At 64.7% G+C, this 26,881-nt stretch carries 21 protein-coding genes; 9 read left to right on the top strand and 12 right to left on the bottom strand.

Annotated elements, in window-relative coordinates; translation table 11 throughout:
* Position 1 precedes the first annotated feature (1 nt).
* A complete protein-coding gene (clpP, locus tag H607_RS0106270) occupies positions 2-628 on the bottom strand; it encodes an ATP-dependent Clp endopeptidase proteolytic subunit ClpP (protein WP_028874721.1) in 627 nt (208 codons plus the stop codon).
* Between the two features lie 63 nt (positions 629-691).
* Positions 692-2,011: a trigger factor gene (tig, locus tag H607_RS0106275; protein WP_028874722.1), complete on the bottom strand. Its 1,320-nt coding sequence runs from the start codon at positions 2,009-2,011 to the stop codon at positions 692-694.
* Between the two features lie 78 nt (positions 2,012-2,089).
* Here tig and H607_RS0106280 point away from each other — a divergent pair, with 78 nt between their 5' ends.
* A complete protein-coding gene (locus H607_RS0106280; protein WP_037989811.1) occupies positions 2,090-3,607 on the top strand; it encodes an NAD(P)H-hydrate dehydratase in 1,518 nt (505 codons plus the stop codon).
* Here the strand turns inward: H607_RS0106280 and H607_RS12010 are convergent.
* On the bottom strand, positions 3,595-4,242 hold the full coding sequence (locus H607_RS12010) for a response regulator transcription factor (protein WP_051240722.1): 648 nt from the start codon (positions 4,240-4,242) through the stop codon (positions 3,595-3,597). The genes H607_RS0106280 and H607_RS12010 overlap by 13 nt on opposite strands.
* 4 nt (positions 4,243-4,246) lie before the next feature.
* The gene (locus tag H607_RS12015; protein ID WP_211218490.1) at positions 4,247-6,214 is read right to left on the bottom strand and encodes a PAS domain-containing sensor histidine kinase; all 1,968 of its coding nucleotides are present in this window, start codon (positions 6,212-6,214) and stop codon (positions 4,247-4,249) included.
* Positions 6,215-6,496: 282 nt separating this feature from the next.
* Here H607_RS12015 and aceE point away from each other — a divergent pair, with 282 nt between their 5' ends.
* From aceE to H607_RS0106330, 7 genes are all read left to right on the top strand, one after another.
* Positions 6,497-9,187 (top strand): pyruvate dehydrogenase (acetyl-transferring), homodimeric type, encoded by a 2,691-nt coding sequence (aceE, locus tag H607_RS0106295; RefSeq protein WP_028874724.1) that lies wholly within the window; start codon positions 6,497-6,499, stop codon positions 9,185-9,187.
* Between the two features lie 12 nt (positions 9,188-9,199).
* Entirely contained in the window at positions 9,200-10,498 is a 1,299-nt protein-coding gene (gene aceF, locus H607_RS12020; RefSeq protein ID WP_051240724.1) for a dihydrolipoyllysine-residue acetyltransferase, read from the top strand.
* 16 nt (positions 10,499-10,514) lie between these two features.
* The gene (lpdA, locus tag H607_RS0106305) at positions 10,515-12,314 is read left to right on the top strand and encodes a dihydrolipoyl dehydrogenase (RefSeq protein ID WP_028874725.1); all 1,800 of its coding nucleotides are present in this window, start codon (positions 10,515-10,517) and stop codon (positions 12,312-12,314) included.
* 137 nt (positions 12,315-12,451) lie between these two features.
* Positions 12,452-13,477, top strand: coding sequence for an amino acid ABC transporter substrate-binding protein (locus H607_RS0106310; protein WP_028874726.1), 1,026 nt, complete (start codon positions 12,452-12,454; stop codon positions 13,475-13,477).
* Between the two features lie 59 nt (positions 13,478-13,536).
* On the top strand, positions 13,537-14,724 hold the full coding sequence (locus H607_RS0106320; RefSeq protein WP_051240725.1) for an amino acid ABC transporter permease: 1,188 nt from the start codon (positions 13,537-13,539) through the stop codon (positions 14,722-14,724).
* 9 nt (positions 14,725-14,733) lie between these two features.
* Entirely contained in the window at positions 14,734-15,825 is a 1,092-nt protein-coding gene (locus H607_RS0106325) for an amino acid ABC transporter permease (RefSeq protein ID WP_028874728.1), read from the top strand.
* A gap of 88 nt (positions 15,826-15,913) precedes the next feature.
* Positions 15,914-16,642, top strand: a complete 729-nt coding sequence (locus H607_RS0106330; RefSeq protein WP_051240727.1) for an ATP-binding cassette domain-containing protein — start codon at positions 15,914-15,916, stop codon at positions 16,640-16,642.
* Positions 16,643-16,649: 7 nt separating this feature from the next.
* On the opposite strand, the gene H607_RS0106335 is transcribed toward H607_RS0106330, so the two are convergent.
* The gene (locus tag H607_RS0106335) at positions 16,650-18,449 is read right to left on the bottom strand and encodes a methyl-accepting chemotaxis protein (protein WP_028874730.1); all 1,800 of its coding nucleotides are present in this window, start codon (positions 18,447-18,449) and stop codon (positions 16,650-16,652) included.
* Positions 18,450-18,638: 189 nt separating this feature from the next.
* On the opposite strand from H607_RS0106335, the gene lysS reads away from it, so the two are divergent.
* Positions 18,639-20,153, top strand: coding sequence for a lysine--tRNA ligase (lysS, locus tag H607_RS0106340; protein ID WP_028874731.1), 1,515 nt, complete (start codon positions 18,639-18,641; stop codon positions 20,151-20,153).
* A 6-nt stretch (positions 20,154-20,159) separates the two neighbouring features.
* Here lysS and mnmC read toward each other — a convergent pair whose 3' ends face one another.
* From mnmC to purE, 7 genes are all read right to left on the bottom strand, one after another.
* Complete coding sequence (gene mnmC, locus H607_RS0106345) at positions 20,160-21,998, bottom strand: bifunctional tRNA (5-methylaminomethyl-2-thiouridine)(34)-methyltransferase MnmC2/FAD-dependent 5-carboxymethylaminomethyl-2-thiouridine(34) oxidoreductase MnmC1 (RefSeq protein WP_037989814.1); 1,839 nt, start codon at positions 21,996-21,998, stop codon at positions 20,160-20,162.
* A gap of 12 nt (positions 21,999-22,010) precedes the next feature.
* A complete protein-coding gene (gene gltX, locus H607_RS0106350; RefSeq protein WP_037989817.1) occupies positions 22,011-23,411 on the bottom strand; it encodes a glutamate--tRNA ligase in 1,401 nt (466 codons plus the stop codon).
* Positions 23,412-23,504: 93 nt separating this feature from the next.
* A complete protein-coding gene (locus H607_RS0106355; RefSeq protein WP_028874734.1) occupies positions 23,505-23,882 on the bottom strand; it encodes a HepT-like ribonuclease domain-containing protein in 378 nt (125 codons plus the stop codon).
* Entirely contained in the window at positions 23,879-24,169 is a 291-nt protein-coding gene (locus H607_RS0106360; RefSeq protein WP_028874735.1) for a nucleotidyltransferase family protein, read from the bottom strand. The genes H607_RS0106355 and H607_RS0106360 overlap by 4 nt, the downstream gene beginning before the upstream one ends.
* A 65-nt stretch (positions 24,170-24,234) precedes the next feature.
* Positions 24,235-25,230 (bottom strand): L-threonylcarbamoyladenylate synthase, encoded by a 996-nt coding sequence (locus tag H607_RS0106365; RefSeq protein ID WP_028874736.1) that lies wholly within the window; start codon positions 25,228-25,230, stop codon positions 24,235-24,237.
* Positions 25,227-26,393: a 5-(carboxyamino)imidazole ribonucleotide synthase gene (locus tag H607_RS0106370; protein WP_028874737.1), complete on the bottom strand. Its 1,167-nt coding sequence runs from the start codon at positions 26,391-26,393 to the stop codon at positions 25,227-25,229. The genes H607_RS0106365 and H607_RS0106370 overlap by 4 nt, the downstream gene beginning before the upstream one ends.
* Positions 26,390-26,857, bottom strand: a complete 468-nt coding sequence (purE, locus tag H607_RS0106375; RefSeq protein ID WP_037989866.1) for a 5-(carboxyamino)imidazole ribonucleotide mutase — start codon at positions 26,855-26,857, stop codon at positions 26,390-26,392. Before purE ends, H607_RS0106370 begins: the two co-directional genes overlap by 4 nt.
* Between the last annotated feature and the right edge of the window lie 24 nt (positions 26,858-26,881).

Raw genomic sequence — 26,881 nt, forward strand, 5'->3', positions numbered from 1 at the left:
CTCAGATGTCTCCGCGACGGATCAGGACTTTGTCGACGAGGCCATACTTGACGGCCTCTTCCGCGTCCATGAAGTTGTCCCGCTCGGTATCCCGCTCGATGCGCTCGACGTCGTTGCCGGTGTGGAACGCCAGGAGCTCGTTGAGCTTGGCCTTGATCTTCAGGATCTCGCGGGCGTGGATCTCGATGTCGGTGGCCTGGCCCTGAAACCCACCCAGGGGCTGGTGGATCATCACGCGGGAATTGGGCAGGCAATAACGCTTGCCCTTGGCGCCTGCCGCGAGCAGGAAGGCGCCCATGCTCGCCGCCTGGCCGATGCACAGGGTGCTCACGTCGGGCTTGATGAACTGCATCGTGTCGTAGATGGCCATGCCTGCCGTGACCGAACCGCCCGGGGAGTTGATGTAGAAGTGGATGTCTTTGTCCGGGTTCTCGGATTCGAGAAAGAGGAGCTGCGCGACGACGAGGCTCGCGACCGCATCGTCGACGGGGCCAACGAGAAAGACCACGCGCTCCTTGAGCAGGCGCGAGTAGATGTCGTAGGCCCGCTCGCCGCGGCCGCTCTGCTCCACCACCATCGGCACGAGGCCGAGCCCGAGCGGGGTGTTCGCCTCAAAGGGTTCTTTCATGGTTCCTCACGCAGGAATGTGTTCAATCGCGGTTGACGCGAAAACGCGCGAATTCGTTCCCCATCAGGCGGGACGCTGCGTCATGAACTCGTCGAACTCGACGGGCTTGTCGGCCACCTGAACCTGCTCGAGCACCCACTGCACGACGTTGTTCTCGATCGCCACCGCTTCTACCGACACCAAGCGCTCCGGATCGGAATAATACCAATTGACCATCACCTCGGGGTGCTCGTACTCGGCAGCGACTTCTTCGACGAGGGCGCGCACCTGCTCGGGTTTGGCCTGCAATTCATGGCGTTTGACGATCTCGCCGATGATGAGCCCGAGCTTGACGCGGCGACGGGCCTCTTCCTCGAAGAGCTGCGGCGAGAGTTCGAGTTTGGCGGCGTCGAACCCGCGCATGCGCAGATCGCGGCGGGTGCGCTCGACGAGCTGTTCGGCTTCGGTCTCGACGAGGGCGTTCGGCACGGCAAAATCATGGGCGGTGAGCAGCAGATCGAAGACCTGTTTCTTCACTTCGTTGTCGATGCGCTGCTTGAGTTCGCGCTCGAGCGAAGCCCGGATCTCGTCGCGCAATTTTTGCACATCGCCATCTTCGATGCCGAGCGCGCGGGCGAAGTCGGCATCGACCGCCGGCAGCTCCGGCTCTTCGACTTTATGCAGCGTGAGCTCGAACTGCAGGGTCTGACCGGCGAACTTGTTGTCCTCGTCTTCGGGGAAGGTGACCTCGAAGGTTTTGGTTTCACCGGGTCGCATGCCGATCGGCGCGTTTTCGATGGCTTCGAGCAAAGCACCAGCGCCGATGACGAAGGGGAAATTCTCGACGTGGCCGTTTTCGACCACTTCGCCCTCTTTGCGCGCGGTGTAGGAAACGGTGACGCGATCCCCTTCTTGCGCCGGCCGATCGACCTCGTGGTAGGTGGTGCGCTGTTTGCGCAGCCGCTCGAGGGTTTTATCGACTTCGGCCTCGGTGATCTCGAGATGCGGGCGTTCGACCGTGCGCTCGGAGAGGTCGGCGAGTTCAACTTCGGGATAGATTTCGAAACGGGCCGTGAAGGCAAGGATCGACGCATCGGCCGATTCGGCGGGTTCGATGCGGAAACTGCCCGCCACGCGCAGCCCTTCACGGGCGACGGTTTCATTGAAGGTGCGTTCGATCGCCTCGCTCACGGCTTCGGCCCACATCTCGTTGCCGTACATTTGTTTGACGAGGCGCATCGGCACCTTGCCGGGACGGAAACCCGGCATCTTGACGGTGGGCGCGATGCGTTTGAGCCGCTTTTCGGCGTCTTTCTCGACGTCGGCCACGGGAATGTTGAGCGTGAGCGAGCGTTCGAGGGGATTGACGGGTTGTTGCGCGGGCGTCTGTTCGGCGACTTCCATCCGAGTTCCTTGCATTCGTGGGTGAAGAAAACGGTTTTTCATTCTAACATGGTTTGATCGTCAGCCGGGAGTCGCGTCATGCCTTTCGTCCCCTCTTTCATCGTACCTCTTTCTTCCCGCCCCTTGTGCCGTCTGCAGGAAATCCGGGCGATCGAGGCCGTGGAAGTTCCCCTGGCCGATCCGCCGCTGATGGAGCGTGCCGGCGCGGCGATCGCGCGCGTGGTGATGGCGCACGTGCCGCCTGGCGGATTGGTGTGTGTCCTGTGCGGACCGGGCAACAACGGCGGGGACGGGTTCGTGGCGGCGCGTCGGCTGCTCGCACTTGGGCGCCAGGCCGTGGTGATCGGTCGTTTCGACGGAGGGCGATCGGGGGGTGAAGCCGCGGCGGCGCGCGAAGCGTTCGTGGCATCTGGCGGGGTCGTCTTGCCCGGACCGGAAGCGCTCGAAGCCCCTCCGGCAGCGATCGTGGATGCCCTCTTCGGCATCGGTCTTGCCCGCCCCATCGGTGAGCCGTATGCCTCCTGGATCGAGTGGAGCAAGGGGTGGGCCGCGTTCAAACTGGCGGTGGATGTCCCCAGCGGACTCGATGCCGACACCGGGCACTGCATGGGGGCATGTTTCGAGGCGAACGCCACCCTCACGTTCCTCGCCGACAAGCCCGGCCTGCACACGCTTGACGGCCCGGATCGAGCCGGCAAAGTCATGGTCGACGCGCTGGGCATCGATCCGTCGCGCCACGACTTGGGGCAAGGACGTCTCCTCGGGCGGGATGCCTTCGCCGGTCATCTGCGGCCACGACGCCAGAATACTCACAAAGGCAGCTTCGGCCACGTGTTGGTGGTGGGCGGGGCGCCGCGCATGAGCGGAGCGGCTTTTCTCGCCGGGCACGCGGCGCTCGCCACCGGCGCCGGCAAGGTGACGCTGTGCGCGCTCGATCCGAACATCCTTTCCTTCAGTCCGGTGCATCCGGAACTGATGGTGGGCAACGCGATTCCCGAGCGCGGCGTCGACGTGCTCGTCGTCGGGCCGGGTTTGGGGGTTTCGGACGAGGCCAGGGCCCTGCTCGCGCGCCTTCTCCCCTCCCCTTTGCCGCTGGTGCTCGATGCCGACGGGCTCAATCGCTTGGCCGTCGATGGCGAATTGCAGGAGTCCCTGCGTTCGCGCTCGATTCCGGCGATCCTCACGCCCCACCCCATGGAGGCCGCGCGACTGCTCGGAACCGACGTGGCGACGGTGCAAAAGGATCGCATCGCCGCGGCGCAGGAATTGGCCCGGCGCCATCGGGCGCACGTCGTGCTCAAGGGCTGCGGCTCGGTCGTGGCCGATCCCGACGGCGCCTGGGCGATCAATCCCACCGGGAATCCGGGTATGGCGAGCGCCGGGATGGGCGACGTGCTGAGCGGCATACTCGGCTCCCTGCTCGCCCAAGGCTGGCCGGTACCGCTGGCGGCGCGCTTCGGCCCCTTCCTGCATGGCGCCGCGGCCGACCGACTCGCCGCCGAAGGTGTCGGCCCGATCGGGCTCACCGCCAGCGAGACGGTGGCGGCGGCGCGGCGACTGGTAAATGAATGGTCTGGCGCGGTCTATTCGAGCTGACCCCAGGGGCGGACGCGCTCTTCCTCCCACCAGGTCATCGCCTGGACCAACTCGGCGAGCGAATCGCAGGCCATTTTTTCCATCACGCGGGCGCGATAGACTTCTACCGTCTTGATCGAGATGCCCAGGTCGTCGGCAACCTGCTTGTTGAGGCGACCAGCGACGATGAGCGTGAGCACTTCACGCTCGCGCTGCGACAGGCTCGCGAGGCGCCGCTCGATCTCCTGGCGTCGGCGCTGCCGCTCGCACCACGTCCGCGAGCGATCGAGCGCCTCCTCGATGCGGTCGAGCAGTTGCGCATCGGAAAACGGTTTTTCCAGAAAGTCGACCGCTCCCTTGCGCAACATGCGCACCGCCATGGGAATGTCCCCGTGACCCGTGATGAAGATCACGGGCAATGGCAGCTCGCGTCGACGCAGCTCCTCGAAGAGTTCCAAACCGCTCATGCCGGGCATGCGCACGTCGAGTAACACACAACCGCTTCCCGATAGCCCGCCGGTGGCCAGAAAGGATGCCGCATCCGCGTACGTGCGCACGTGATGGCCGCTGCCTTCGAGGAGCCATTGCAGGGAATCGCGCATCGCTTCGTCGTCGTCGACGACATGCACGAGGCGTTCTTTCTCCGTCCCGTTCATCCCTTCATTCCTCCAACGGCAAGGTGAAGCGAAACACCGTTCCCCCTTGAGGATTGTCCTCCACGGTCAGGCGCCCTGCGTGGAATTCGACGATGGAGCGGCAGATCTTCAGCCCCATTCCCAGCCCATCGGGTTTGGTGGTGAAAAACGAAGTGAAAATCTGCTCGCGTTCCTCGGGCGAGAGACCGCGGCCCCGATCGATCACGGACACGGACACGTGGCGCTCGTCCTCGAGACTTGCCTGTACCCGGATCTGGCGCGCCGCAGGCCGCGTCTGTGCCATCGCTTCGATGCCATTGCGCATCAAATTGACCAGTACCTGCTCGATCAGGATCGGATCGGCCCGCACGCGGGGAAGGTCGGCCGGAAGCTCCACCAGGAGACGCACGTTGTTACGCTTGGCCTCCGGGGTCATGATTTCGACGGCACCCGCCACGATTTCGGCGAGCGGCACCGCTTCGCGCCTGGGTTCGGACTTGCGTACGAAGTCGCGGATGCGGTTGAGAATGGAGCCGGCGCGCTCGGCCTGCGTCGCTGCTTTTTCCAGCACGGCGCGGACTGCCGCCTCGTCGAGCCGTCCTTGTTCCAAGCGGCTCATGCCGCCGCGGCAATAATTGGCGATCGCCGCAAGCGGTTGGTTGAGCTCGTGCGCGAGCGTGGAAGCCATCTCGCCCATGGTGATGAGCCGTGCCGTCTGATGCAATTGGACCTGGCGCTGCAGCTCGAGCGCACGCAAATGCTGATGCACGGTAATGTCGGTGGCGATCGCCATGCGCACGATCCGCCCGTCGACCCACCGCGTGAGCTGTTCATGGACGTGATACCAGCGCCCGGATTCGGGGTGCTGCACTTCGCCGTCGAACAGCTCGCGAGGCAAGGTCTCTTCGTCGGGGTGAGATCCGTCCGGTTCCGGGGAGATCGGTCGCGGTACGCCAATGGCCGCCGCGCTTCGTCCCACCGCATCGAACCCATAGATACGCTTGAATGCCCGGTTGGCGAAGAGGATCTCGTCGCTCGCCCAGTCGGCGACGAACACCGCGGCATCGAGCCCTTCCAGCACCGCAGCGAAACGGCGTTGGGCCGCCTCGAGCGCGGCGCGGACCCGCCGTGCCTCGGTTACGTCCGTCACCGCGGCCATCCAGCCGGTGTGCCGCCCCTCGCCATCGATGAGCGGCGAGAGGTAGAAGCGCGCATCGAGCCGTTCTCCATCCTTGCGCCGGATGCGCATGTCGAATCCGTCGGGAGGAAAGCGTCCCGCGAGCGTCATGCGCAGGCTCTCCCAGCACGTCTCGAACGATTCTTCCGGCCAATAAGGAAACGGCGGACCACAGCCGAGGAGTTCCTCTTCCGTGAATCCGACCAGCCGGCAGAAAGCGGGGTTCACATAGATGATGCGCCCCTGCAGATCGATCGCCCGCAGGCCGGTGACGAGGGATTCCTCCATGGCGCGACGAAACGCCATCTCGGCCTGTAGCGCCTGCTCGGTTTGTTTTGCCCGGGTGATGTCATGCGCGATCGCGTAGCAAGCATCTTCATCATTGACCGGGTTGATGTGCCACGACAGCCAGCGATATTCACCGGTGATGCCATGCACGCGGGCGACGAATTCCACGGCTTCGCCACTCGAGAGCCGACGTAGCGCCGACATCGTCTCGCCCCAGTCGTCGGGATGCACCAAGTCGATGAGCGATTTTCCCTGGAGCATTCGCTCGGTATAGCCGAGCACACGGGGAAAGGCGGCGTTGCACCGCAAGATTTTCCCGTCTTGCGTCAGGATCGCCAGCAGGTCGAGCGAGAAATGGAAGAGCCGGTCCCGTTCGCGCAGCAAGCGCGCCATGGCCAACTCTCGTGTCCGTGAGCGTACGAGCAGCACGATGACCCAACCGCCCAGCGCCGCAATCACCAAGAGCATGGTGAGCATCTCGGTGTCGATCCCGGTGGCCGCTCCCGATGCCCCCCACTGGTAAAGCATGGCCCCCGTACCTAACATGATCAAGGCAAACAGGACCGCGGCGGCGCCGAATCTCGAAGGATGCGCTTCAGGCGCAGCGATGGCCGAAAGGTGGGTCTTCATGGATATGGGAAAGCGCGGGGGAAGGAAAATTCCTCGATGAGACTGTCGCGCATTCTTGGTCGTTCCACCACTAGGGAAAACCCGTAGTCATGATAACGTCTTTTTGTGCTGCAGCGCACGATTGCACTTCGTGAAATTAAATTTTATATTGCGGGACGTCGATCGCAAAAGGAGGCCTCCATGTCCGTTCAATCCCAGCACCACAACCACCCGGATCCGGATCCCGAAGAAACGCGCGAGTGGCTGGAAGCGCTCGATGCCGTCCTCGAGCACGAAGGGCCGGAACGGGCGCACGCGCTCCTCGAGACCCTGATCGAGGAGGCGCGAGAGCATGGCGTCGATCTCCCCTACTCGGCCAACACGGCCTACATCAACACCATCCCGGTCGAATTGCAGCCCCCTTATCCCGGCGATCCCGACCTCGAGATCAAGATCCATTCCTACATCCGTTGGAACGCGATGGCCATGGTGGTGCGCGCCAACCGTGATTCCAACGTGGGCGGGCACATCGCCTCGTTCGCCTCGGCCGCCGTACTCTACGACGTCGGCTTCAACCATTTTTTCCGTGCGCCGAACGAGCATCATCTGGGGGACCTCGTTTTCTTCCAGGGGCACTCCGCGCCCGGGATCTACGCGCGCGCCTTCATGCTCGGGCGGCTCACGGAAGAGCAGCTCATCAACTACCGCCGCGAGATCGACGGCAAGGGGCTTTCCTCCTATCCCCACCCTTGGCTGATGCCGGCCTTCTGGCAGTTTCCCACCGTGTCGATGGGCTTGGGTCCCATCCAGGCGATCTATCAGGCGCGTTTCATCAAGTATCTCGCCTGCCGGGGGGTGCTCGACGCGGAACGTGCCGCCAAGCGCAAAGTGTGGTGTTTCGTCGGCGATGGCGAAACCGACGAGGTCGAGACCTTGGGGGCGATCGGTCTGGCGGCGCGCGAGAAGCTCGACAACCTCATCTTCGTCATCAACTGTAACCTGCAGCGGCTCGACGGCCCGGTGCGAGGCAATGGCAAGGTCATCCAGGAGCTGGAAGCCGAGTTCCGTGGCGCCGGCTGGAACGTCATCAAGGTGATCTGGGGCTCGCGTTGGGACGCGCTCTTTGCCCGCGACAAGAAGGGCATCCTGAAAAAACGCATGATGGAGCTGTGCGACGGGGACTATCAGACGTTCCGCGCCAAGGACGGAGCCTACATCCGCGAGCATTTCTTCAATACGCCCGAGCTCAAGGCGCTGGTGGCCGACTGGACCGACGAGGAGATTTGGCAACTCAACCGCGGCGGCCACGACATCTTCAAAGTGCACGCTGCCTACAAGGCCGCCGTCGAACACGAGGGGCAGCCGACGGTGATCCTCGCCAAGACCATCAAGGGCTACGGCATGGGCCAGGCGGGCGAGGCGATGAACATCGCCCACCAGGCGAAGAAGATGGATCACGACGCGATCCGCAGTTTCCGCGACCGTTTCCGTCTGCCGGTCCCCGACGACCAGATCGATGCGCTGCCTTTCCTCACCTTCGCGCCCGACTCGCCCGAGGCGCGCTACATGCACGAACGGCGCCAGGCGCTGGGCGGCTATCTGCCGCAGCGGCGGCAGAAAGCGAGCGAATCGCTGGAAATTCCGCCGCTCGAATCGTTTGCCTCCTTCTTTGCCGGCAGCGGCGAAGGGCGCGAGATCTCCACGACCATGGCGCTGGTACGCATGATGATCCAGCTCATGCGCGACAAGAAGATCGGCAAGCGCGTGGTGCCCATCGTACCGGACGAGTCGCGCACCTTCGGCATGGAAGGGATGTTTCGCCAGTTCGGCATCTGGAACCAGGAAGGGCAGAAATACGTTCCCGAGGATCATGACCAGCTGATGTTCTACAAGGAGTCGCGCGACGGCCAGATCCTGGAGGAGGGGATCAACGAAGCGGGCGCGACGAGCGACTGGATCGCGGCGGCCACGAGCTACAGCGTGCACGACGTGATCACGATCCCCTTCTACATCTTCTATTCCATGTTCGGCTTCCAGCGCACGATGGATCTCATCTGGGCGGCGGGAGATCAGCGCGCCCGGGGCTTTCTCATCGGCGGCACCTCGGGGCGCACGACCTTGAACGGGGAAGGGCTGCAACACCAGGACGGCCACAGCCACGTGCTCGCGCACGTCGTGCCCAACTGCATCAGCTACGACCCGACCTTCCAGTACGAACTCGCCGTGATCGTGCACGAAGGCTTGCGGCGCATGATGGCAGAGCAGGAAGACGTCTTCTACTACATCACCGTGCTCAACGAGAACTACGAGCATCCGCCCATGCCCGAAGGCGAGGGGGTGCGCGAGGACATCCTCAAGGGAATGTATCTGCTGCGCGCCGCTGCAGCCGGCGACGCTCCCCGCGTCCAGCTCATGGGCAGCGGTTCTATCCTGCGCGAAGTGATGGCCGCGGCCGACATCCTGCGCGAAGACTGGGGCGTGGCTGCCGACGTGTGGAGCTGCACGAGCTTCAACGAGCTCGCCCGCGACGGCCAGGACACGGTGCGCTGGAACCTCTTGCATCCGCTGGAAGCGCCGCGCAAGAGCCACGTCGAGCAAAAACTCTCCGGGCACCGCGGCCCGGCAGTGGCGGCGACCGACTACGTCAAGCTCTACGCCGAGCAGATCCGCCCCTTCGTCAAGCGCACTTACTACACCTTGGGCACCGACGGATTCGGGCGTTCCGATACCCGCGAGAAGCTGCGATTCCATTTCGAGGTCGATCGGCACTGGGTGACGCTCGCCGCGCTCATGGCGCTCGCCGAAGACGGCGAACTGCCGCGGCGCAAGGTGGCCGAAGCCATCGTCCGCTACGGCATCGACCCCGCCAAACCCAATCCGCGCACGGCCTAAAGGAGATTCCCGATGGCATCCCTCATCGAAGTGAAGGTACCGGACATCGGCGACTATCACGACGTGCCGGTGATCGAGGTGTTGGTCAAGCCCGGTGACGTGCTTGCGCCCGAAGATCCGATCTGCACCCTCGAATCGGACAAGGCCACCATGGACGTGCCCTGCCCGGTGGCCGGCATCGTGCGCGAGGTGCTCGTCAAGGTCGGCGACAAGGTCTCCGAAGGCACCCCCGTCATCCGCCTCGAAGCCAGCGAGGCGGGCGAACAGGCCAAGACACCTGCCTCCGAGCCGACGCGATCGGCTCCTGCCGTCGGCGCGACCGCCTGGGCCCCGGTGCTCGAACCCGCGGCGCCGGCCCCCGTTGCGCCCACGCCGATCCAGCTCGGAGGCAAGATCCACGCCAGCCCGGTGGTGCGGGCTTTTGCCCGCGAGCTCGGGGTCGATCTCTCCAAGGTCACTGCGTCCGGGCCGAACGGCCGCATCCTGCGTGAGGATGTCGTTGCCTACGTCAAGCGCGTAATGCAGGGCGAAGCGCAGGCGCCGGCCAAGGAGGCGGGCGGCGGCACGCTGCTCGCCGGCCTGGAATTGCCGCCGTGGCCCAAGGTCGACTTCGCCAAGTTCGGCCCGATCGAGGTCAAGGAACTGGGGCGCATCAAGAAGATCTCGGCGGCGAATCTCGCGCGCAACTGGATCATGATCCCGGCGGTCACCTACCACGACGAGGCCGACGTCACCGAGCTCGAAGCCTTCCGCCGCGAGCTCAACCGCGAGCACGAAAAGGAAGGGATCAAGTTCACCATGCTCGCCTTCCTCATCAAGGCGGTGGTGGCGGCGCTGCAGCGATTCCCCGACATGAACACCAGCCTCGACGGGGACAAGCTCGTCTATAAGCGCTACTACCATATCGGCTTCGCCGCCGACACACCGCAGGGTCTGGTGGTGCCGGTGCTGAAAGAGGCCGACAAAAAGGGACTGCGCGACATCGCCGTCGAAACATCCGAACTCGCCCGTAAGGCGCGCGAAGGCAAGCTCAAGCCGGCCGAGATGCAGGGCGCCACCTTCACCATCTCCAGCCTGGGAGGGATCGGCGGCACGGGATTTGCCCCCATCATCAATGCGCCGGAAGTGGCGATCCTCGGCGTGAACAAGATCGCCGTCAAACCGGTATGGGACGGCAAGGCGTTCGTTCCGCGTCAGATCCTGCCGCTGTCGCTCACGGCGGATCATCGCGTCATCGACGGGGCGTACGCCACGCGCTTCACCACCCACCTTGCCCAGCTGCTCGCCGACTTCCGGCGGGTGCTGCTCTGACGCGGAGGCGAATTCCATGTCCCTCATCGAAGTGAAGGTACCGGACATCGGCGACTATCACGACGTGCCGGTGATCGAGGTGTTGGTCAAGCCCGGTGACGTGCTTGCGCCCGAAGATCCGATCTGCACCCTCGAATCGGACAAGGCCACCATGGACGTGCCCTGCCCGGTGGCCGGCATCGTGCGCGAGGTGCTCGTCAAGGTCGGCGACAAGGTCTCCGAAGGCACCCCCGTCATCCGCCTCGAAGCCAACGAAGCGGGCAAGGGGGCCGAAGCATCCTCTGCCCCTGCCGAATCCGCCGCAGCGAGCGCCCCGGCACCGTCCGGATCGGCTCCCGTGCCGGCAGTAACGTCGTCCGTACCCGCCTTCGCCGGAGAAGTCCACCACCGCTGTCAGCTGCTCGTGCTCGGCGGCGGCCCAGGCGGCTATTCCGCCGCCTTCCGCGCAGCCGATCTCGGGCTCGACGTATTGCTGGTCGAGCGCGAACCCGTGCTTGGAGGGGTGTGCCTCAACGTGGGCTGCATCCCCTCCAAGGCCCTGCTGCATCTGGCTGCCGGCATCGGCGCACGCGATCACCTCGCCCAGGCCGGGATCGTCTTCGAGGCGCCCAAAATCGAGCTCGAGCGGGTGCGCGCCCATCGTGACGAGGTCGTAGGGCGATTGACCAAGGGCCTCGCGGGCATGGCCAAGGCGCGCGGCGTGCGGGTGCTGCAGGGGGAAGGCCGGCTCGTCGGCCCCCATCACCTCGAAGTGCGGCGCATGGAGGGCAATCCTGCGCGCGAAACCGGCGTGGTCGAAACCATCGAATTCGAACAGGCGATCCTTGCCGCCGGTTCGCAGCCGGTGCGCCTGCCGTTCCAGCCGGACGATCCCCGCGTGGTAGACTCCACGGGGGCGCTCGCCCTGCCCTTGCTGCCAAAGCGCATGCTGGTGGTGGGCGGCGGCATCATCGGCCTGGAAATGGGTACGGTCTATGCCGCCTTCGGCGCCACGGTCGATGTGGTGGAGGCGACGGCGGATCTCTTTCCCGGTGCCGACCGTGACCTCGTTCGCGTCTGGGAGAAGAAAAACGCCGCCCGCTTCGGGGCGCTCTACCGCAACACGCGCACCACGGCGCTCGAGGCGCGCGCAGACGGTATCTGGGCGAGGTTCGAGGGCGAAGCGGCGCCCAAGGAAGGGCAACGCTACGACCTCGTGCTGGTGGCCGTGGGGCGTCGCTCCAACGGCCCCCTGCTCGGACTCGATGCGGCGGGCGTGCGCGTGGATGAACGCGGATTCATCCCGGTCGACCCGCAACGGCGCACCAACGTGCCCCACGTTTTCGCCATCGGGGACCTCACCGGCAATCCGATGCTCGCCCACAAAGCCGTGCACGAAGGGCATGTGGCGGCGGAAGCGGCCGCCGGCCGGAAAGCGGCGTTCGATGCGCTGCAGATCCCATCGGTGGCCTACACCGACCCCGAGATCGCCTGGGCCGGACTCACCGAAGCCGAAGCCAAGGCCCGTGGTCTCAAAGTAGAAAAGGCCGTCTTTCCCTGGGCCGCCTCGGGGCGGGCGATCGCCAACGGTTGCGAGGAAGGATTCACCAAACTGCTGTTCGACACCGAGACGCACCGCCTGGTCGGTGGCGCCATCGTCGGCGCCGGTGCCGGGGATCTGATCGGTGAAATCTGCCTGGCGATCGAGATGGGGGCGGAAGCAGGCGACATTGCCCGCACCATCCATCCTCACCCAACGCTCATCGAAACGGTGGGTCTGGCCGCGGAAGTCGCCGAGGGTAGTTGCACCGACCTTCCGCCTGCGCGCAAGCGTTGAACCGATTCATGGGCGGTAAGTCTTTTTGGCTTGCCGCCCATTAGGGAAATCCCTAGTCGGTGATTTCCCCATTTCCTCTTGCGATCAGCCCCACTCTACTCGATACTGTACGACGGTCCCGCGCCCGCAAGGAGGAAATTTCAATGAAGAAAAAAACCATCGTCGCGGCGCTCGCTGCGGCATGCGCTCTTTCCACCCCCGCTTGGGCGGGACAAACGCTCGATACCGTGCTCAAACGCGGCGTGCTGCATTGCGGCGTCAGCGACGGTCTGCCGGGGTTTTCCTACACCGACGCAAGCGGCAACTACGTGGGCATCGACGCGGATTTCTGCCGTGCGGTGGCCGCGGCGCTCTTCGGTGATGCGAAGAAAGTGAAATTCACACCGCTCACCGCCAAGGAGCGCTTCACCGCCCTGCAATCGGGCGAGATCGACGTACTGTCGCGCAATTCCACCTGGACCATCTCGCGCGACGTCGGCATGGGCATGTCCTTTGCTGGCGTTACCTACTACGACGGCCAGGGATTCCTCGTGAACAAGAAACTGGGCGTGAAGAGCGCCCGCGAGCTCGACGGTGCTACCGTCTGCATTTTGGCAGGTACCAGCACCGAGATGAATCTCTCGGACTACTTCCGCTCCAATGGCATGAAATACACGCCGGTCACCTATGAGAAGTCCGATGAATCCGCCAAAGCGCTCGAATCGGGCCGCTGTGACGTGCTCACGTCCGATCAATCTCAGCTCTACGCTCAACGCATGAAACTCGCCCATCCGGACGATTACGTCGTGCTGCCCGAGGTGATTTCGAAAGAGCCCCTCGGCCCCGTAGTCCGCCAGGGAGATCCCGAGTGGTTCAACGTGGTGCGCTGGACCCTCTTTGCCCTCGTTGCGGCTGAAGACTATGGCATCACCTCGGCCAATGTCGATCAGATGGCCAAGACTTCCACCAACCCCGAGGTGCGGCGCCTGCTCGGTCTGGACGCCGATTTCGGCAAGGACATGAAGCTCAAGAAAGACTGGGCCTACCAGATCGTCAAGCAAGTGGGCAATTACGGCGAGATGTTCGAACGTAACGTCGGCAAAGGAAGCCCCCTCAAGATCGAACGCGGCCTCAACGCCCAATGGAACAAAGGCGGCTTGCAGTACTCCCCACCCTTCCGCTGATTCCATCGCTTTCCTCGTCCGCCGTCGTCTCGGCGGCGGACTCTTTTCGGTTGATCCCTATGACCCCAGGCGAAACGATTCGCGGCGGCAGAGTGCGCCGCTGGCTCTATGATCCAAAGATCCGCGCCCTCGCGGCGCAGATTCTTACCATTCTGGCAATCGGGCTTTTTGCCGGCTGGATCGTGCACAACACCGTGCACAACCTCACGGTGCGCGGCATCGCCTCCGGCTTCGGCTTTCTGCACAATCCCGCGGGTTTTGGCATCCTGCAGACGCTCATCGATTATCGCGAAACCGACACCTTCGCGCGCGTCTTCGTGATCGGTCTGCTCAATACCCTGCTCGTGGCGGCGTTGGGCATCGTCTTCGCCACCGTGCTGGGTTTTCTCGTGGGAATCGGGCGTCTGGCCGAAAATGCGCTTATCCGCGGCCTATCGGCTCTCTACGTCGAAACCTTTCGCAATGTTCCCCCGCTGCTGCAGATCTTCTTCTGGTACTTCGCGGTGCTGCGCGCCATGCCTTCGCCGCGCCAGAGCCACGAGTTCCTGGGAGCGTTCTTCCTCAACATCCGCGGCCTCTACGTGCCACGTCCCATTCCCGCCGAGGGATTCGTCCCGACCTTGCTCGCGCTGGGAATCGCGCTCGTCTCGGCCTTTGCCCTGAGTCGTTGGGCTCGCCGTCGGCAGGAGCGCACCGGCGAGCCCTTCCCCACGGGGCGAGCCACGTTGTTGCTGCTCATCGGCTTGCCGCTTGCTGCGCGCCTGATCTTCGGTGCCCCTTTCACCTGGGAGCTTCCCCAGTTGCAGGGATTCAACTTCCGCGGCGGGTGGGTCTTGCTGCCCGAGCTCGTCGCGCTCACGCTGGCCCTGTCGCTTTATACCGCCGCCTTCATCGCCGAAACGGTCCGCTCCGGCATCCAGTCGGTGCCGCGCGGACAGATCGAGGCGGCAATCGCGCTGGGATTGACTCCGCGCCAGCGCCTGCGCCTCATCGTCCTGCCGCAGGCCATGCGCGTCATCATCCCGCCGCTCACCAGCCAGTACCTCAATCTGACGAAGAACTCCTCGCTGGGCGCGGCGATCGGCTATCCCGACCTCGTGGGGCTCTTCGCCGGCACGGTGCTCAATCAGACCGGACAGGCGATCGAGACCATCGCCATGACGATGGCGGTATATCTGCTCATCAGCCTGTCGATCTCTCTCGTCATGAACTGGTACAACCGGCGCATGGCGCTGGTCGAACGCTGAGGATCCGCCATGTCTTCCTCCCCTTCCCTTCGTCCTCCCGTCGTGCGCGTGGACGCGCTGCGCTGGCTGCGGGAGAACCTCTTCTCCGGCCCGATCAATACGGCGCTCACTCTGGTCGCGCTCTATCTGCTGTGGCGCTTCGTCCCCCCTGTACTGGGCTGGCTCTTTTTCGACGCCACCTGGCAAGGGAGTTCCCGTGCCGATTGCCATCCGGGTGGAGCGTGCTGGATCTTCATCGGCCAGCGGTTCGGACAATTCCTCTATGGTTTTTATCCGGCAGAAGAGCGCTGGCGGGTGAATCTGGCGGCCCTGTCGATCATTTTGCTGGCCGTACCGCTCTTTTTCTCCCGCCTTCCGCAGCGACGTCGCTGGGCGATCGGCTATTTTCTCTTTACCCCTGTGCTGGTGTGGTGGCTGCTCTATGGTGCGGGAATCCTAGGGCTTCCGACCGTCTCCACCGACCAATGGGGCGGTCTGATGCTCACCCTGGTAATCGCCGCCGTCGGCATTGCCGGTGCCCTGCCGCTGGGCATCCTGCTCGCGCTAGGGCGGCGCTCGCAGCTGCCGGCGATCAAGATCGTCTGCATCACCTTCATCGAATTCTGGCGCGGAGTGCCGCTCATCACGGTGCTCTTCATGTCCTCGGTGATGCTGCCGCTCTTCCTGCCCGAGCAGATGTCGATCGACAAACTCGTGCGGGCACTCATCGCCGTCATCCTCTTCGAAGCGGCCTATCTCGCCGAAGTGGTGCGCGGCGGCTTGCAAGCCATTCCCAAGGGGCAATACGAGGCTGCTCATGCCCTCGGCTTGAGCTACTGGCAGTCGATGGGCCTCGTGATCCTGCCTCAGGCCCTGCGTCTGGTGATCCCGGGTATCGTCAATACCTTCATCGCGCTCTTCAAGGATACGAGCTTAGTGATCATCATCGGCCTGGCGGATTTCTTCACCACGGTCCACCGGGCCACGGTCGCCCCCGAATGGCTCGGCTTTTCCACCGAAGGCTACGTCTTTGCCGCCTTCGTCTATTTCCTTTTCTGCTTCGGCATGTCGCGCTACTCGATCGCCTTGGAAAAACGCCTGGCGCGCAGCGAAAAGCGCTGACCCCCCTTCATTTTCCCGATGGGAGAACCAAATGGAACTCATGGAAGAGACGCTCACGCGCCTCGAATCGCACAAGACTCAAGAGGTGATGATCCTCATGGAGCACGTCAACAAGTGGTATCACGATTTCCACGTGCTCAAGGACATCGATCTCACGGTGATGGCCGGCGAGCGCATCGTGATATGCGGCCCTTCGGGTTCGGGTAAATCGACCCTCATCCGTTGCATCAACCGGCTCGAGGCGCACCAGCGAGGGCGCATCGTCGTCGATGGCATCGAACTCACCGAAGACGTGAAAGCGATCGACGCCATCCGCCGTGAAGTGGGAATGGTCTTTCAGCACTTCAACCTCTTCCCTCACCTCACGGTGCTCGAGAACTGCACGCTGGCGCCGATCTGGGTGAAGAAAATGCCCAAGAAAGAGGCCGAGGCGCTGGCGCTCCAGTATCTTCAGCGGGTGCGCATCGCCGATCAGGCGCACAAGTATCCGGGGCAACTCTCGGGGGGGCAACAGCAGCGCGTGGCGATCGCCCGGGCACTGTGCATGAAGCCGAAGATCATGCTCTTCGACGAGCCCACTTCTGCGCTCGACCCGGAGATGGTCAAGGAAGTGCTCGACACCATGATCGAACTCGCCGCCGAGGGGATGACCATGCTGTGCGTGACCCACGAGATGGGCTTTGCGCGCACCGTGGCCGACCGGGTGATTTTCATGGACCGCGGCGAGATCGTGGAGCAGGCCCCGCCGGAGGAATTCTTCCTCCACCCGAAGGAAGAGCGCACGCGCCGCTTCCTCGGGCAGATCCTGCACCACTGAGCAGCGCTCAGTCCTTGCTCAGGGCTTCGATCGGCAGGCCGACGCGCACGTTCCCCCACAGGCGGCCATCGACGTAGATCGGCATGGCGACATCGACGAGGACCTCGCCCGTGTCGCGGCGGTAGGTCTGCATCAGCACCGGAGCGGTATTCTGCGCCGCGCGCAGCTCGCGGGGATTGTCGAACTTGCGGTAAGTGCGGTTGCCCACCAGATCTTTTTCCCTGTCGCCGGTGAGGGGCTTGCTGAACTTCGCGTTGTGCGCCGAGAGGTAGCCGTCGGTATTGACGGCCACCACGAACACCGCCTCCGGGATCCGCGCCAGCCCCTCGTCCAGCAGGTGCTGACAGCGGCGCACGAACTCGTCGCTCCAGGCGAGCTTGAATTTCGGCGGATCGCAGTTCAGATAGGGGCGGTAGTTGCGGTCGAACACGTCGACGCCATCGCGTGCCATCGCTTCGAGCTGGGCCTGGATGGCATCGCGAATGGTCCGCTCCTCGCGCACGAGCTGATCGAAGCGGCCACGGCCAACACGGTAACGGGCGAGCATCTCGAGGATGGTTTCGGTACGCTCGGCCAGAGTGTCGATGTCGCTTCGAGTCTCCTGCATCAGGCGACGTACGGCCTCGCCCACCTCGGCGATGTGGCGCACGTGTCCCACCATCGCGTCGTTCGCCTGCACCAGATGTCCGCTGGCCGTGACCATCTCTCCCAGGCTCTCGCGGCTGCGGTGGAACGCCTCGTCCATGCGCAGGAATTCGTCTTCGACGTGATGGACCGAACGCAGCGTCTCGTCCATATCGGCGTTGATCGCCTCGTTCTGACTGCGGGTCTGGTCGACGATGCCAATCATGCCATCGATATCTCGGGTGATCTCTTGCGAGGAGAGGTTGACGCGTTCGGCGAGCTTGCGCACCTCGTCGGCCACCACGGCGAATCCGCGCCCATATTCTCCGGCGCGCGCCGCTTCGATCGCTGCGTTCAGGGCGAGCAAATTCGTCTGGTCGGCGACTTCGCGGATCAAACCGGCGATGCGGCGGATCTGCTCGGAGCGGTTCGCCAATTCGCCCACCGTGCCGGTAAAGCTAGCCAGACGCTCGCGCGAAGTACTGACGCGCTGCACGACGGCGTGCAGTTCGGAGAGCGCCGAAGAGACTGCGGCCAAGCTCTCCTGCATCGTCGTGTCCAGCCCCTGGATCCGCGTCTGGACCTCCTCGATCGCCTCCGTCGTACGCTGGCTCGCGGCAAAGACTTCGTCGGCCAGACGCAGCTGGGTCTCGGCGCCCTTCTCGGCTTCCACCGCCTTGGCATCGGCGCGCACCGCATCCCCGCCCACTTCCACGCTCACCCGGCGCAGGTCGACGATGATTGCTCGCATCTTCTCGGCAAACGCGTTGTAGGCTTTGGCGAGTTCTCCCAGCTCGTCGTGCGTCATCACCGGCAGGTCGACGGAGAAATCCCCTTCGCGCCGGTCGTTGCTCAGGGTGCGGAAGATCTCGGCCATGCGTCGCAGCGGCCGCACGATGAGGTGGCGCATGTAGAGGATGAGCCCGACGGACACGAGCAAGATCGCAATGACCAGCACCGCGAATTCGCCGAGGGTTTGGCCAAACGCCGCCGCGACTTCGGCGCGTAGTGCTTCGCCCCCTTGGCGGACGAGGAGTTCGTCGATGCGCGCTCTCAAAGACGAGAGCAGCAGCAAACCCATCGCCGCCATGAGAGGCAAGAGGAGAAAACTCGCGAATTTTTTCGTGACCGTGGCAAAAAAAGTACGCTCTACCCAGTCGTAAGCGCGCCAGAACCAACCCATGTCCTTCTCCATCGGCATTTGAGGAGTTATCGGCCTCCCTCGAAAAAACTTTAGCCGATACTGGCACGCTTCGCTTGCACGAGGCTGACGGAGGCGCCGTCCTCGTTTGCCAGAAGTCATGCGGTTTGCTCCCTCGCGCCGGAAATGCGAAAATTCCTCCTTTCGTTCGCCCAGATCCCGAGTCCTCCCATGACGGAACCAATGACTTCCGAGCCGCTCACCCTTGCCGAAGAGAACCGCATCATCGCCGAACGGCGCAAGAAACTCGCGGCGCTGCGTGCCCGCGGTCCGGCCTTCCCCAACGATTTCGAACGGCTCAATCTCGCCGCCAAGCTCGACGAAGCCTACGGCGAAACCGAGCCGGAAAAACTCCAGGAACTCAAGCCCGCCGCGGTCGTGGCCGGGCGCATCATGTTGAAGCGCGTCATGGGCAAGGCGAGTTTCATCACGATCCAGGACATGTCCGGCCGCATCCAGGTCTATGTGGCGCGAGACAGCGTCGGGGCCGAGGTCTATGAGGAGTTCAAACATTGGGACATCGGTGACATCGTCGGCGTCTCAGGTCACCTCTTCAAGACGCGCACCGGCGAGCTCACGATCCACGCGGAATCGATCCGCTTGCTCACCAAGAGCTTGCGCCCGCTGCCGGACAAATACCACGGCCTGGCCGACCAGGAGCTGAAATACCGGCAGCGCTACGTCGATCTCATCATGAGCGAGGAGACGCGCCGGCGATTCGTCGCCCGCAGCCGTCTCATCGAGGCGATTCGCGACTACATGCGCGAGTATGGATTCCTCGAAGTCGAAACGCCCATGCTCCACCCCATTCCCGGCGGAGCCAACGCGCGTCCCTTCGTCACGCACCACAACGCGCTCGACATGCCGATGTACCTGCGTATCGCCCCCGAGCTCTACCTCAAGCGCCTGGTGGTGGGCGGATTCGAAAAGGTGTTCGAGATCAACCGCAATTTCCGCAACGAGGGGATCTCGCCGCGGCACAATCCCGAATTCACCATGATGGAGTTCTACGAGGCCTACAGCGACTACCGCAAGATGATGGATTTCACCGAAGGGTTGATCCGTCATGCGGCGCGCGTGGCGCTGGGCACGGAGCGCTTCATCTATCAGGGGCGTGAACTCGATCTGTCACAGCCCTTCGCGCGGCTCACCATCGTCGAGGCGATCCAGAAACATCACCCCGGCTGGTCTCGCGCCCAGCTCGAGGATCCGCAGTGGCTGCGCGCCAAGCTGGCCGAACTCGGCGTGGACGTCAAACCGGACATGGGGCTGGGGGCGCTGCAGCTCGCGCTCTTCGAGGAGACCACCGAAGCCGAACTCTGGTCGCCGACCTTCATCGTCGATTATCCGGCCGAAGTCTCGCCGCTCGCGCGCCGTAGCGACACCAACCCCGAGATCACCGAGCGATTCGAGCTCTTCATCGTCGGGCGTGAGATCGCCAATGGCTTTTCCGAATTGAACGACCCGGAAGACCAGGCCGAGCGATTCCTTGCGCAAGTACGGGCAAAAGAGGCCGGAGACGAAGAAGCGATGTACTTCGACGCCGATTACATCCGGGCGCTCGAATACGGCATGCCGCCCACCGGTGGCTGCGGCATCGGCATCGACCGGCTGGTGATGCTGCTCACCGACAGCCCCAACATCCGCGACGTCATCCTTTTCCCCGCCATGCGTCCGGAAGAGTAAGGCACTTCAGCGGCGGAAAAAGCGTGCCGGGTCGGCCGCGAGCGCCGTGGTGCGCTCGAGCGGCCAGGGCTCGCCGCAAAGCATGGCCGCGGCAAGCCGCGCTGCCGGCACCGCGAAGGCCAAGCCCCGTGCGCCGAATCCCGAGAGTATGAAAAGTCCCGGCGTCTCGCCCAGGGGACCGACCACCGGCAGACGATCCGGTACCGTCGGCCGAAATCCTACTCGTGCTTCGAGCGAGGCGAAATCGAGCCCCGCCGTGTAGCCGGGTAAAATCGCTTCGAGCTTGGCGAGGTTTTCCCGGTGATCGCTGGCGCGCACGGCAGGGTCCGGGTCATCCACGGCCAACGTCGCTCCGAAGGCGCGCCGCCCCGAGACTTCCGGCGTCACATAGCCGTTGCGGCACACCGTCACCCGAGGCGGCGAACCTACCTCGGCCGGCGCGAGCGACACTTGGCCGCGCGCGGGCCGGATCGGCAGTCCGGCCGCCTGAGCGAACGAGGAGACTTCCGCGCCCGCGGCGAGCACCACCGCGTCGGCTTCTTCCAGGACCTTACCCTCGGCGTCGCGCACGCGCCAGCCCGGTGCGTACGGCTCGATCGAACCAACGGCCGTGGCGCAACGCAGCGTGAGCATCGGTCCGGCGAGTTCGAGCAAGCGGCGGCACCAGCGCTGCGGGCCGATCCAGCCGCCGAGCTCGAACCACCAGCCGCCCTGCGCCACCGGCCAGCCGATGCGCTCGGAGAGCGTGGCCGCGTCGAGCCAGGTCAACACCTCGGACGGCGGGGCAAGCCGCTCGAGCGTCGCGCGCTGCTTGCGCGCCTGCGCTTCGTCGCGCGCCAGATGCGCCACGCCGTTCGGTCCCCAAGGGGCGTCGATTCCCTGCGCTTCCCATTCGCGCAGCATGGCGTGGGCGGCGAGCGTGCCGGCGCGTGTCCAGCGCGAGAGGCGATTGTCGTCGGCGCTCGGCAGCCAGCGCAGCACCCCGGCGAGGTTGCCCGAAGCGCCCTGTCCCGGTGCCGATTCCCGCTCGAAGAGCGTCACGGGCACGCCGCGGCGTGCGAGCGCATGGGCGAGGTTTGCCCCTGCCATGCCTGCACCGATCACCACGACCCGAGCGGGACGTCGTTCCTCGGCGAGCATCCCCTCGCGCCAGGCGATGGTCATCTCCCGCTTGCCGGCGAATCCGGGCGCCGGACGGACGCTCAGGCCGGCGGCGGCGAGCCGCCGGCGTACCTCACCGGCCGCACACCAGGTAGCGAGCCGCGCCCCCGGTTTCATGCGCCGTGCGACCGCGGCGAGCAGCGGCTCCGACCACATGGCAGGGTTCTTCGTCGGGGCGAATCCGTCGAGATAGACGGCATCGAACCGGCCTTCGATCTCCTCGATCGCCGCGGCATCGTGGTAGACGAGAAAGAGCCGCACCCGACCCTCGTCGAACTCGACGGTATGAATACCCGGAACGAGCGGAGGTAAGCGTTGCCCCAAGGTCAGCGCGAGCGGACGCAGCTCGCTCTCCCCTTGCGCCCACACGTGGCGCCAGTCTTCGGCCGTAAGCGGATGCTTTTCCAGGGAAACGAAATCGAGCCGCTGCGCGCGTCGCGGATCCGAACGCCACGCCGCCCAGGTGGCGAGAAAATTCCCCCCCAGCCCGAATCCCGTCTCCAGGATGGCGAAGTGTGCCCGCCCCGCCCACGCCTGCGGCAGCCCTGTGCCGCCGAGAAAGACGTGTCGGCTCTGGGCGAGCGCTCCATGCACCGAGTGATAGACGTCGTCGTAGTCGCCATGTGCTGGCACGCCCTCGCGCCACTGCAAGCGCGCCGGGATGAGTTCGAGGAGCTTTGCCATGGTCACGGGGGCTCAGAGGGCGCGCTCGAGCCGCGAAAGCGTGCGTTCCCGTCCCAGCACTTCGAGCACCGCTTCCACTGCCGGGGATTGCGGCACGCCCAGCAGCACCACCCGCAGCGGGATGCCGAGCTTGGGCATTTTTACGCCAGCCGCGGCGAGCGTTTCCTTGATGGCTGCGGCGAGCCGCTCACGCCGCCATTCCGTTTCCGGGATCGCTTCGAGCCGACGATGGAGCTCGGCCAGCGCCCGGACGGCGGCTTCGTCGAGATGTTTCTCCCGTAATTCGGCCGCAGGATGCACTTCGGCCACGAACGGCTCGACGCAGTCGGCCAGTTCCTCCAAAGTCTGCACCCGATCCTGATAGAGCGCCACCACCGGTTCGAGCGCTGCCGCATCGGCAACCGCGACGCCGCGCCGCGTGAGCCGTTCGGCGCAATCGGCCGCGAGCCGGCGCACTTCGGCCTGCTTGATGTAATGGGCGTTCAGCCAGCGCAGCTTGTCGAAGTCGAAGCGCGCCGGGGAAGGATTGACGTCTTTGAGATCGAACCAGGCGACGAACTGCTCGCGCGTGAAAATTTCGTCGTCGCCATGGCTCCAGCCCAGACGGGCGAGATAGTTGATCACCGCTTCCGGCAGATAACCGTCCTCATGGTACTGCATCACCGACACCGCCCCGTGGCGTTTGGAGAGCTTCTGCCCGTCCGGCCCCAGGATCATGGGCAAATGGGCGAACTGCGGCAGAGGGGCGCCGAGCGCGAGGTAGAGGTTGATCTGGCGCGGCGTATTGTTGACGTGATCGTCACCGCGGATGACGTGCGTGATGCGCATGTCCCAGTCGTCGACCACCACGCAGAAATTGTAGGTAGGGGTGCCGTCGGCACGGGCGATCACGAAGTCGTCGAGCTCTTCGTTGGCGAATTCGATGCGCCCTTTGACGAGATCGTCCCAGGCAACGGTGCCACTGAGCGGATTCTTGAACCGCACCACCGGCTGCACGCCAGGCGGCGGAGGCGGCAGAGTCTTGCCGGGCTCGGGGCGCCAGCGCCGGTCGTATCGCGGCTTTTCTCCGCGGGCACGCTGAGCCTCGCGCAGCGCCTCCAGCTCCTCGGGGCTCATGTAACAATGATAGGCGGTGCCGGCCGCGAGCATCTGCTCGATCACCTCGCGGTAGCGATCCATGCGCTGGGTCTGATAATAAGGCCCTTCGTCATGGTCGAGCTCCAGCCAATGCATGCCATCGAGAATGGCCTTGACCGCTTCGGCCGTGGAACGCTCGCGGTCGGTGTCCTCGATGCGCAGGATGAACTGGCCACCATAGTGACGGGCATAGGCCCAGGAGAAGAGCGCGGTGCGCGCACCGCCGATGTGCAGATAACCCGTGGGACTAGGAGCAAAACGCGTGCGGACGGTCATGATCGAAAAGGTTCCTCGAAAAAATCAACCGGCATCATGGTTGAAACGCAAAAATGTGGATGAAGCGCTAGAGGGTGGTCACCCGACGGCATTTCATGGAATGTCCTCATTGGAGGAAAGCTCTTGCAAAAGGCGGGTTACTTGCCGATGCAATCCTGGCAAACTGCGATGAATCGTCCTCCAGACGATCTCATAGTCCACCTTGAAATAACCATGGGCAAGCACGTTGCGCATCTGATAGGCAATCGACAAGGGCAATTCAGGATGCGCCATCGCGAAATCGGGGTAGTGTTTGTCTATATTTCTGCTCGCCTCGCCGATCACCTCGAAATTTCGCACCACGGCATCCTGGACCAATGAGTCATTCAGGAAAGTCACCTCGTCCATATCGGCGGTATAGCGATCGATACGTTCGATGGCTTCAAGGATGTGCGCAAGGTAGTCGGCAAGACGCCGTCGGTCGGCGGTCATAAGGGGTGGGCCTGGGCAAGCACTTGGGCGCGGATTTCTTCTGGCAGAGCCTTGGGCGTCAGCACGTCCACTCGGATCCCCAGCAGGGTCTCGAGTTCATGGCGGATCGCACCGAGATCGAACAGCGTTGTTTCGGGCGTGGGATCGACGAGGATGTCCAAGTCGCTATCCTCGGTATCTCGACCTTGCACGACGGAACCGAATATCCGGGCATTGCGGGCATGATGCGCCTCGATCACGCGTCGAATAAGGTCACGGCGCAACGCAAGGACTTCGGAAGGTTTCACGTTTCCCCTCGCCCATTTTATTTTTTCATGATAACGCCGTGCATTACGAATCGCAACCGCACGGTTCAACGCCCGCCGGAGCCGCGCGCGGCGCGCTCCAGACGGTCGGCGATCGCTCGCGCCAAGGGGCCTTCCCCTTGCGGGCGTTCGATGACGATCTCGTCGACCCCGAGCCGGTCGAAGGCGCGCAGCCGGGCGTAGAGGAGGCGCGCCAAATCTTCGAGCGTCGCGGGCATCTCGTACCACTTCGCCCCCGGCAGATCGAGCGCATGTCGGCTCCACAGGGCGAGGCGTTTGCCTTGGGCGAGCAGACGGGAGACGAGCAACTCGATCTCGCCGGGCGCGGCCAGACGTACGGGCGTAGTCGGCGCGTAATGACCCGGTAACGACCCCGAGACGCGCGGTGCACCGCCATCGGCCGCGGCCACGGGTCGCCCCAGCACCTCGGCCAATGATTCTTCGCCGATCGCGCCGGGACGCAGGATGACGGGACCCACGGTGTCGAGACGGGAGAGATCGAGGATGGTCGATTCCACCCCCACCGTGCAGGGGCCGCCGTCGAGCACGAGCGCCACCTCGTCGCCCAATTCTTCGAGCACGTCGGCGGCCGTGGTCGGGCTCACGCGGCCGAAACGGTTGGCGCTCGGCGCCGCCAGCCCCGAACCGAAAGTGCGCAAGAGCGCCAAGGCCACGGGATGCGCCGGCACGCGCAGCGCCACCGTCTCCTGCCCCCCAGTCACCTCCAGCGGCACCCCTTCGCCGCGCCGAAGCACCAGGGTCAAAGGGCCGGGCCAGAATCGGCGCGCGAGTGCCCACGCCTCTTCAGGGATGTCGCGCGCCCACTGGGGCAGGTGTTCGGCGCAAGGCAGATGCACGATGAGGGGATGATCGCTGGGCCTGCCCTTGGCAGCGAAGATGCGCCGTACCGCCGTGGGGTTACGCGCGTCGGCGGCAAGGCCGTAGACCGTCTCGGTCGGCAGCCCCACCAGTTCGCCGGCACGAAGTTTCGCCGCCGCCTCGGCCAGCGCTTCTTCGCCGGGAGACAGGATGCGCGCGTTCATTGCGGCAAAGGCGGCAGCGGCGGCAAACCCAGACGACGCCGCGCTTCGCTTGCCACGGCGCACGCCTCGGCGAGCGTCGCTGCCGTGACGGTGAAATGCCCCATCTTGCGCCCGCGACGCGCCTCGCGCTTGCCATAGAGGTGCAACCGCAAGCCCGGCAGGGCGAGAATTTCGTGCCAAGGCGGCTCGCGCAGCACCTCGCCCTCGAACCACACCTCGCCCAAGAGATTGACCATCACCGCCGGCGAATGCGCCTCAGGCACGGCGAGTGGCAGGCCGCACAAGGCGCGCACCTGCTGCTCGAACTGGCAGACGCGGTGCGCATCGAGCGTATGGTGCCCGCTGTTGTGGGGCCGCGGTGCCATTTCGTTGACGTAGAGCTTGCCGCCGGCGTAGAAGAATTCCACTCCCAGCGTGCCGACGTAGCCGAGTGCCTCGGCGAGCGCTTCGGCGATCTCACCGGCCTCGCGCAGCACGGTCGATGGCAAGGGGGCCGGGGCGAATGTCGTATCCAGGATGCCGTCGCGATGCACGTTGAGTCCGGCCTCGAAGGCGGCGATGCGCCCATCGGCACCACGGACGAGCACCACCGAGAGCTCCGCCTCCAGGGCCAGCCGCGCCTCCAGCACGCAGTCGCGCCCAAAGCGCACGAACGCTGCCCGCGCCTCTTGCCGGTCGGCGACCACAGCCTGCCCTTTTCCGTCATAGCCGAAACGCGCCGTTTTGAGGATGCCGGGGAAAAGCGCCTCGGGCGCGCGCTCGAGGTCTTCTGCCGTGCGCACCGCGAGAAAAGACGCATGCGGCAGGCCATTTCGTGCGAGGAAAGACTTCTCTTCGATGCGATCCTGACAGACGGCAAGCGCTGCCGCGCCGGGACGCACGGGCATGGACTCGGCGAGCCGGGCGAGGCTCGTCGCGGGCACGTTCTCGAATTCGGTGGTTGCCGCGGCGCAGTGGGCCGCAACTTCCGCGAGCAGCGCCTCGTCGTCGTAGGCCCCGCACAGATGCCGCCCGGCGATGCGCCCTGCCGGCGCCTCGGGATCGGGATCGAGCACCCAGACTGCGTAACCGAGCTCCTGCGCCGCCCGAACGAAGAATCGCCCCAGCTGCCCGCCGCCGAGGATCGCCAGCCTTGCCGGCGCGTCGATCCGCCCGGCCGTCATTCCAGCGGCTCCAGGCGCATGGCGAGCACGGATTCGCTCTGGCGGCGGCGGAATTCGGCAAGCCGCTGCCCGAGCACTTCGTCCGTGACCGCGAGCATCGCCACGGCGAAGAGCGCTGCGTTCGCCGCTCCGGCCGCGCCGATGGCAAAGGTGGCGACCGGCACCCCCTTGGGCATCTGGACGATGGAGAGTAACGAATCCTGCCCGTGCAGCGCCCGCGACTCTACCGGCACCCCCAGCACCGGCACCGTCGTCTTCGCCGCCAGCATTCCCGGCAGATGCGCCGCCCCGCCGGCTCCGGCGATGATCGCCCGCAGACCGCGCTCGAGGGCCGTTTCGGCGTAGGCGAACATCAGGTCCGGCGTGCGGTGCGCCGACACCACCCGCGCCTCGAAGGGCACCTCGAACTCGCGCAGCACCTCGGCCGCGGCGCGCATCGTCGGCCAGTCGGAAGAAGACCCCATCACCACCCCGACGAGCGGCTCGCC

The sequence above is a fragment of the Tepidiphilus margaritifer DSM 15129 genome, assembly GCF_000425565.1.
In the GTDB taxonomy this organism is placed as follows: Bacteria; Pseudomonadota; Gammaproteobacteria; order Burkholderiales; family Rhodocyclaceae; genus Tepidiphilus; species Tepidiphilus margaritifer.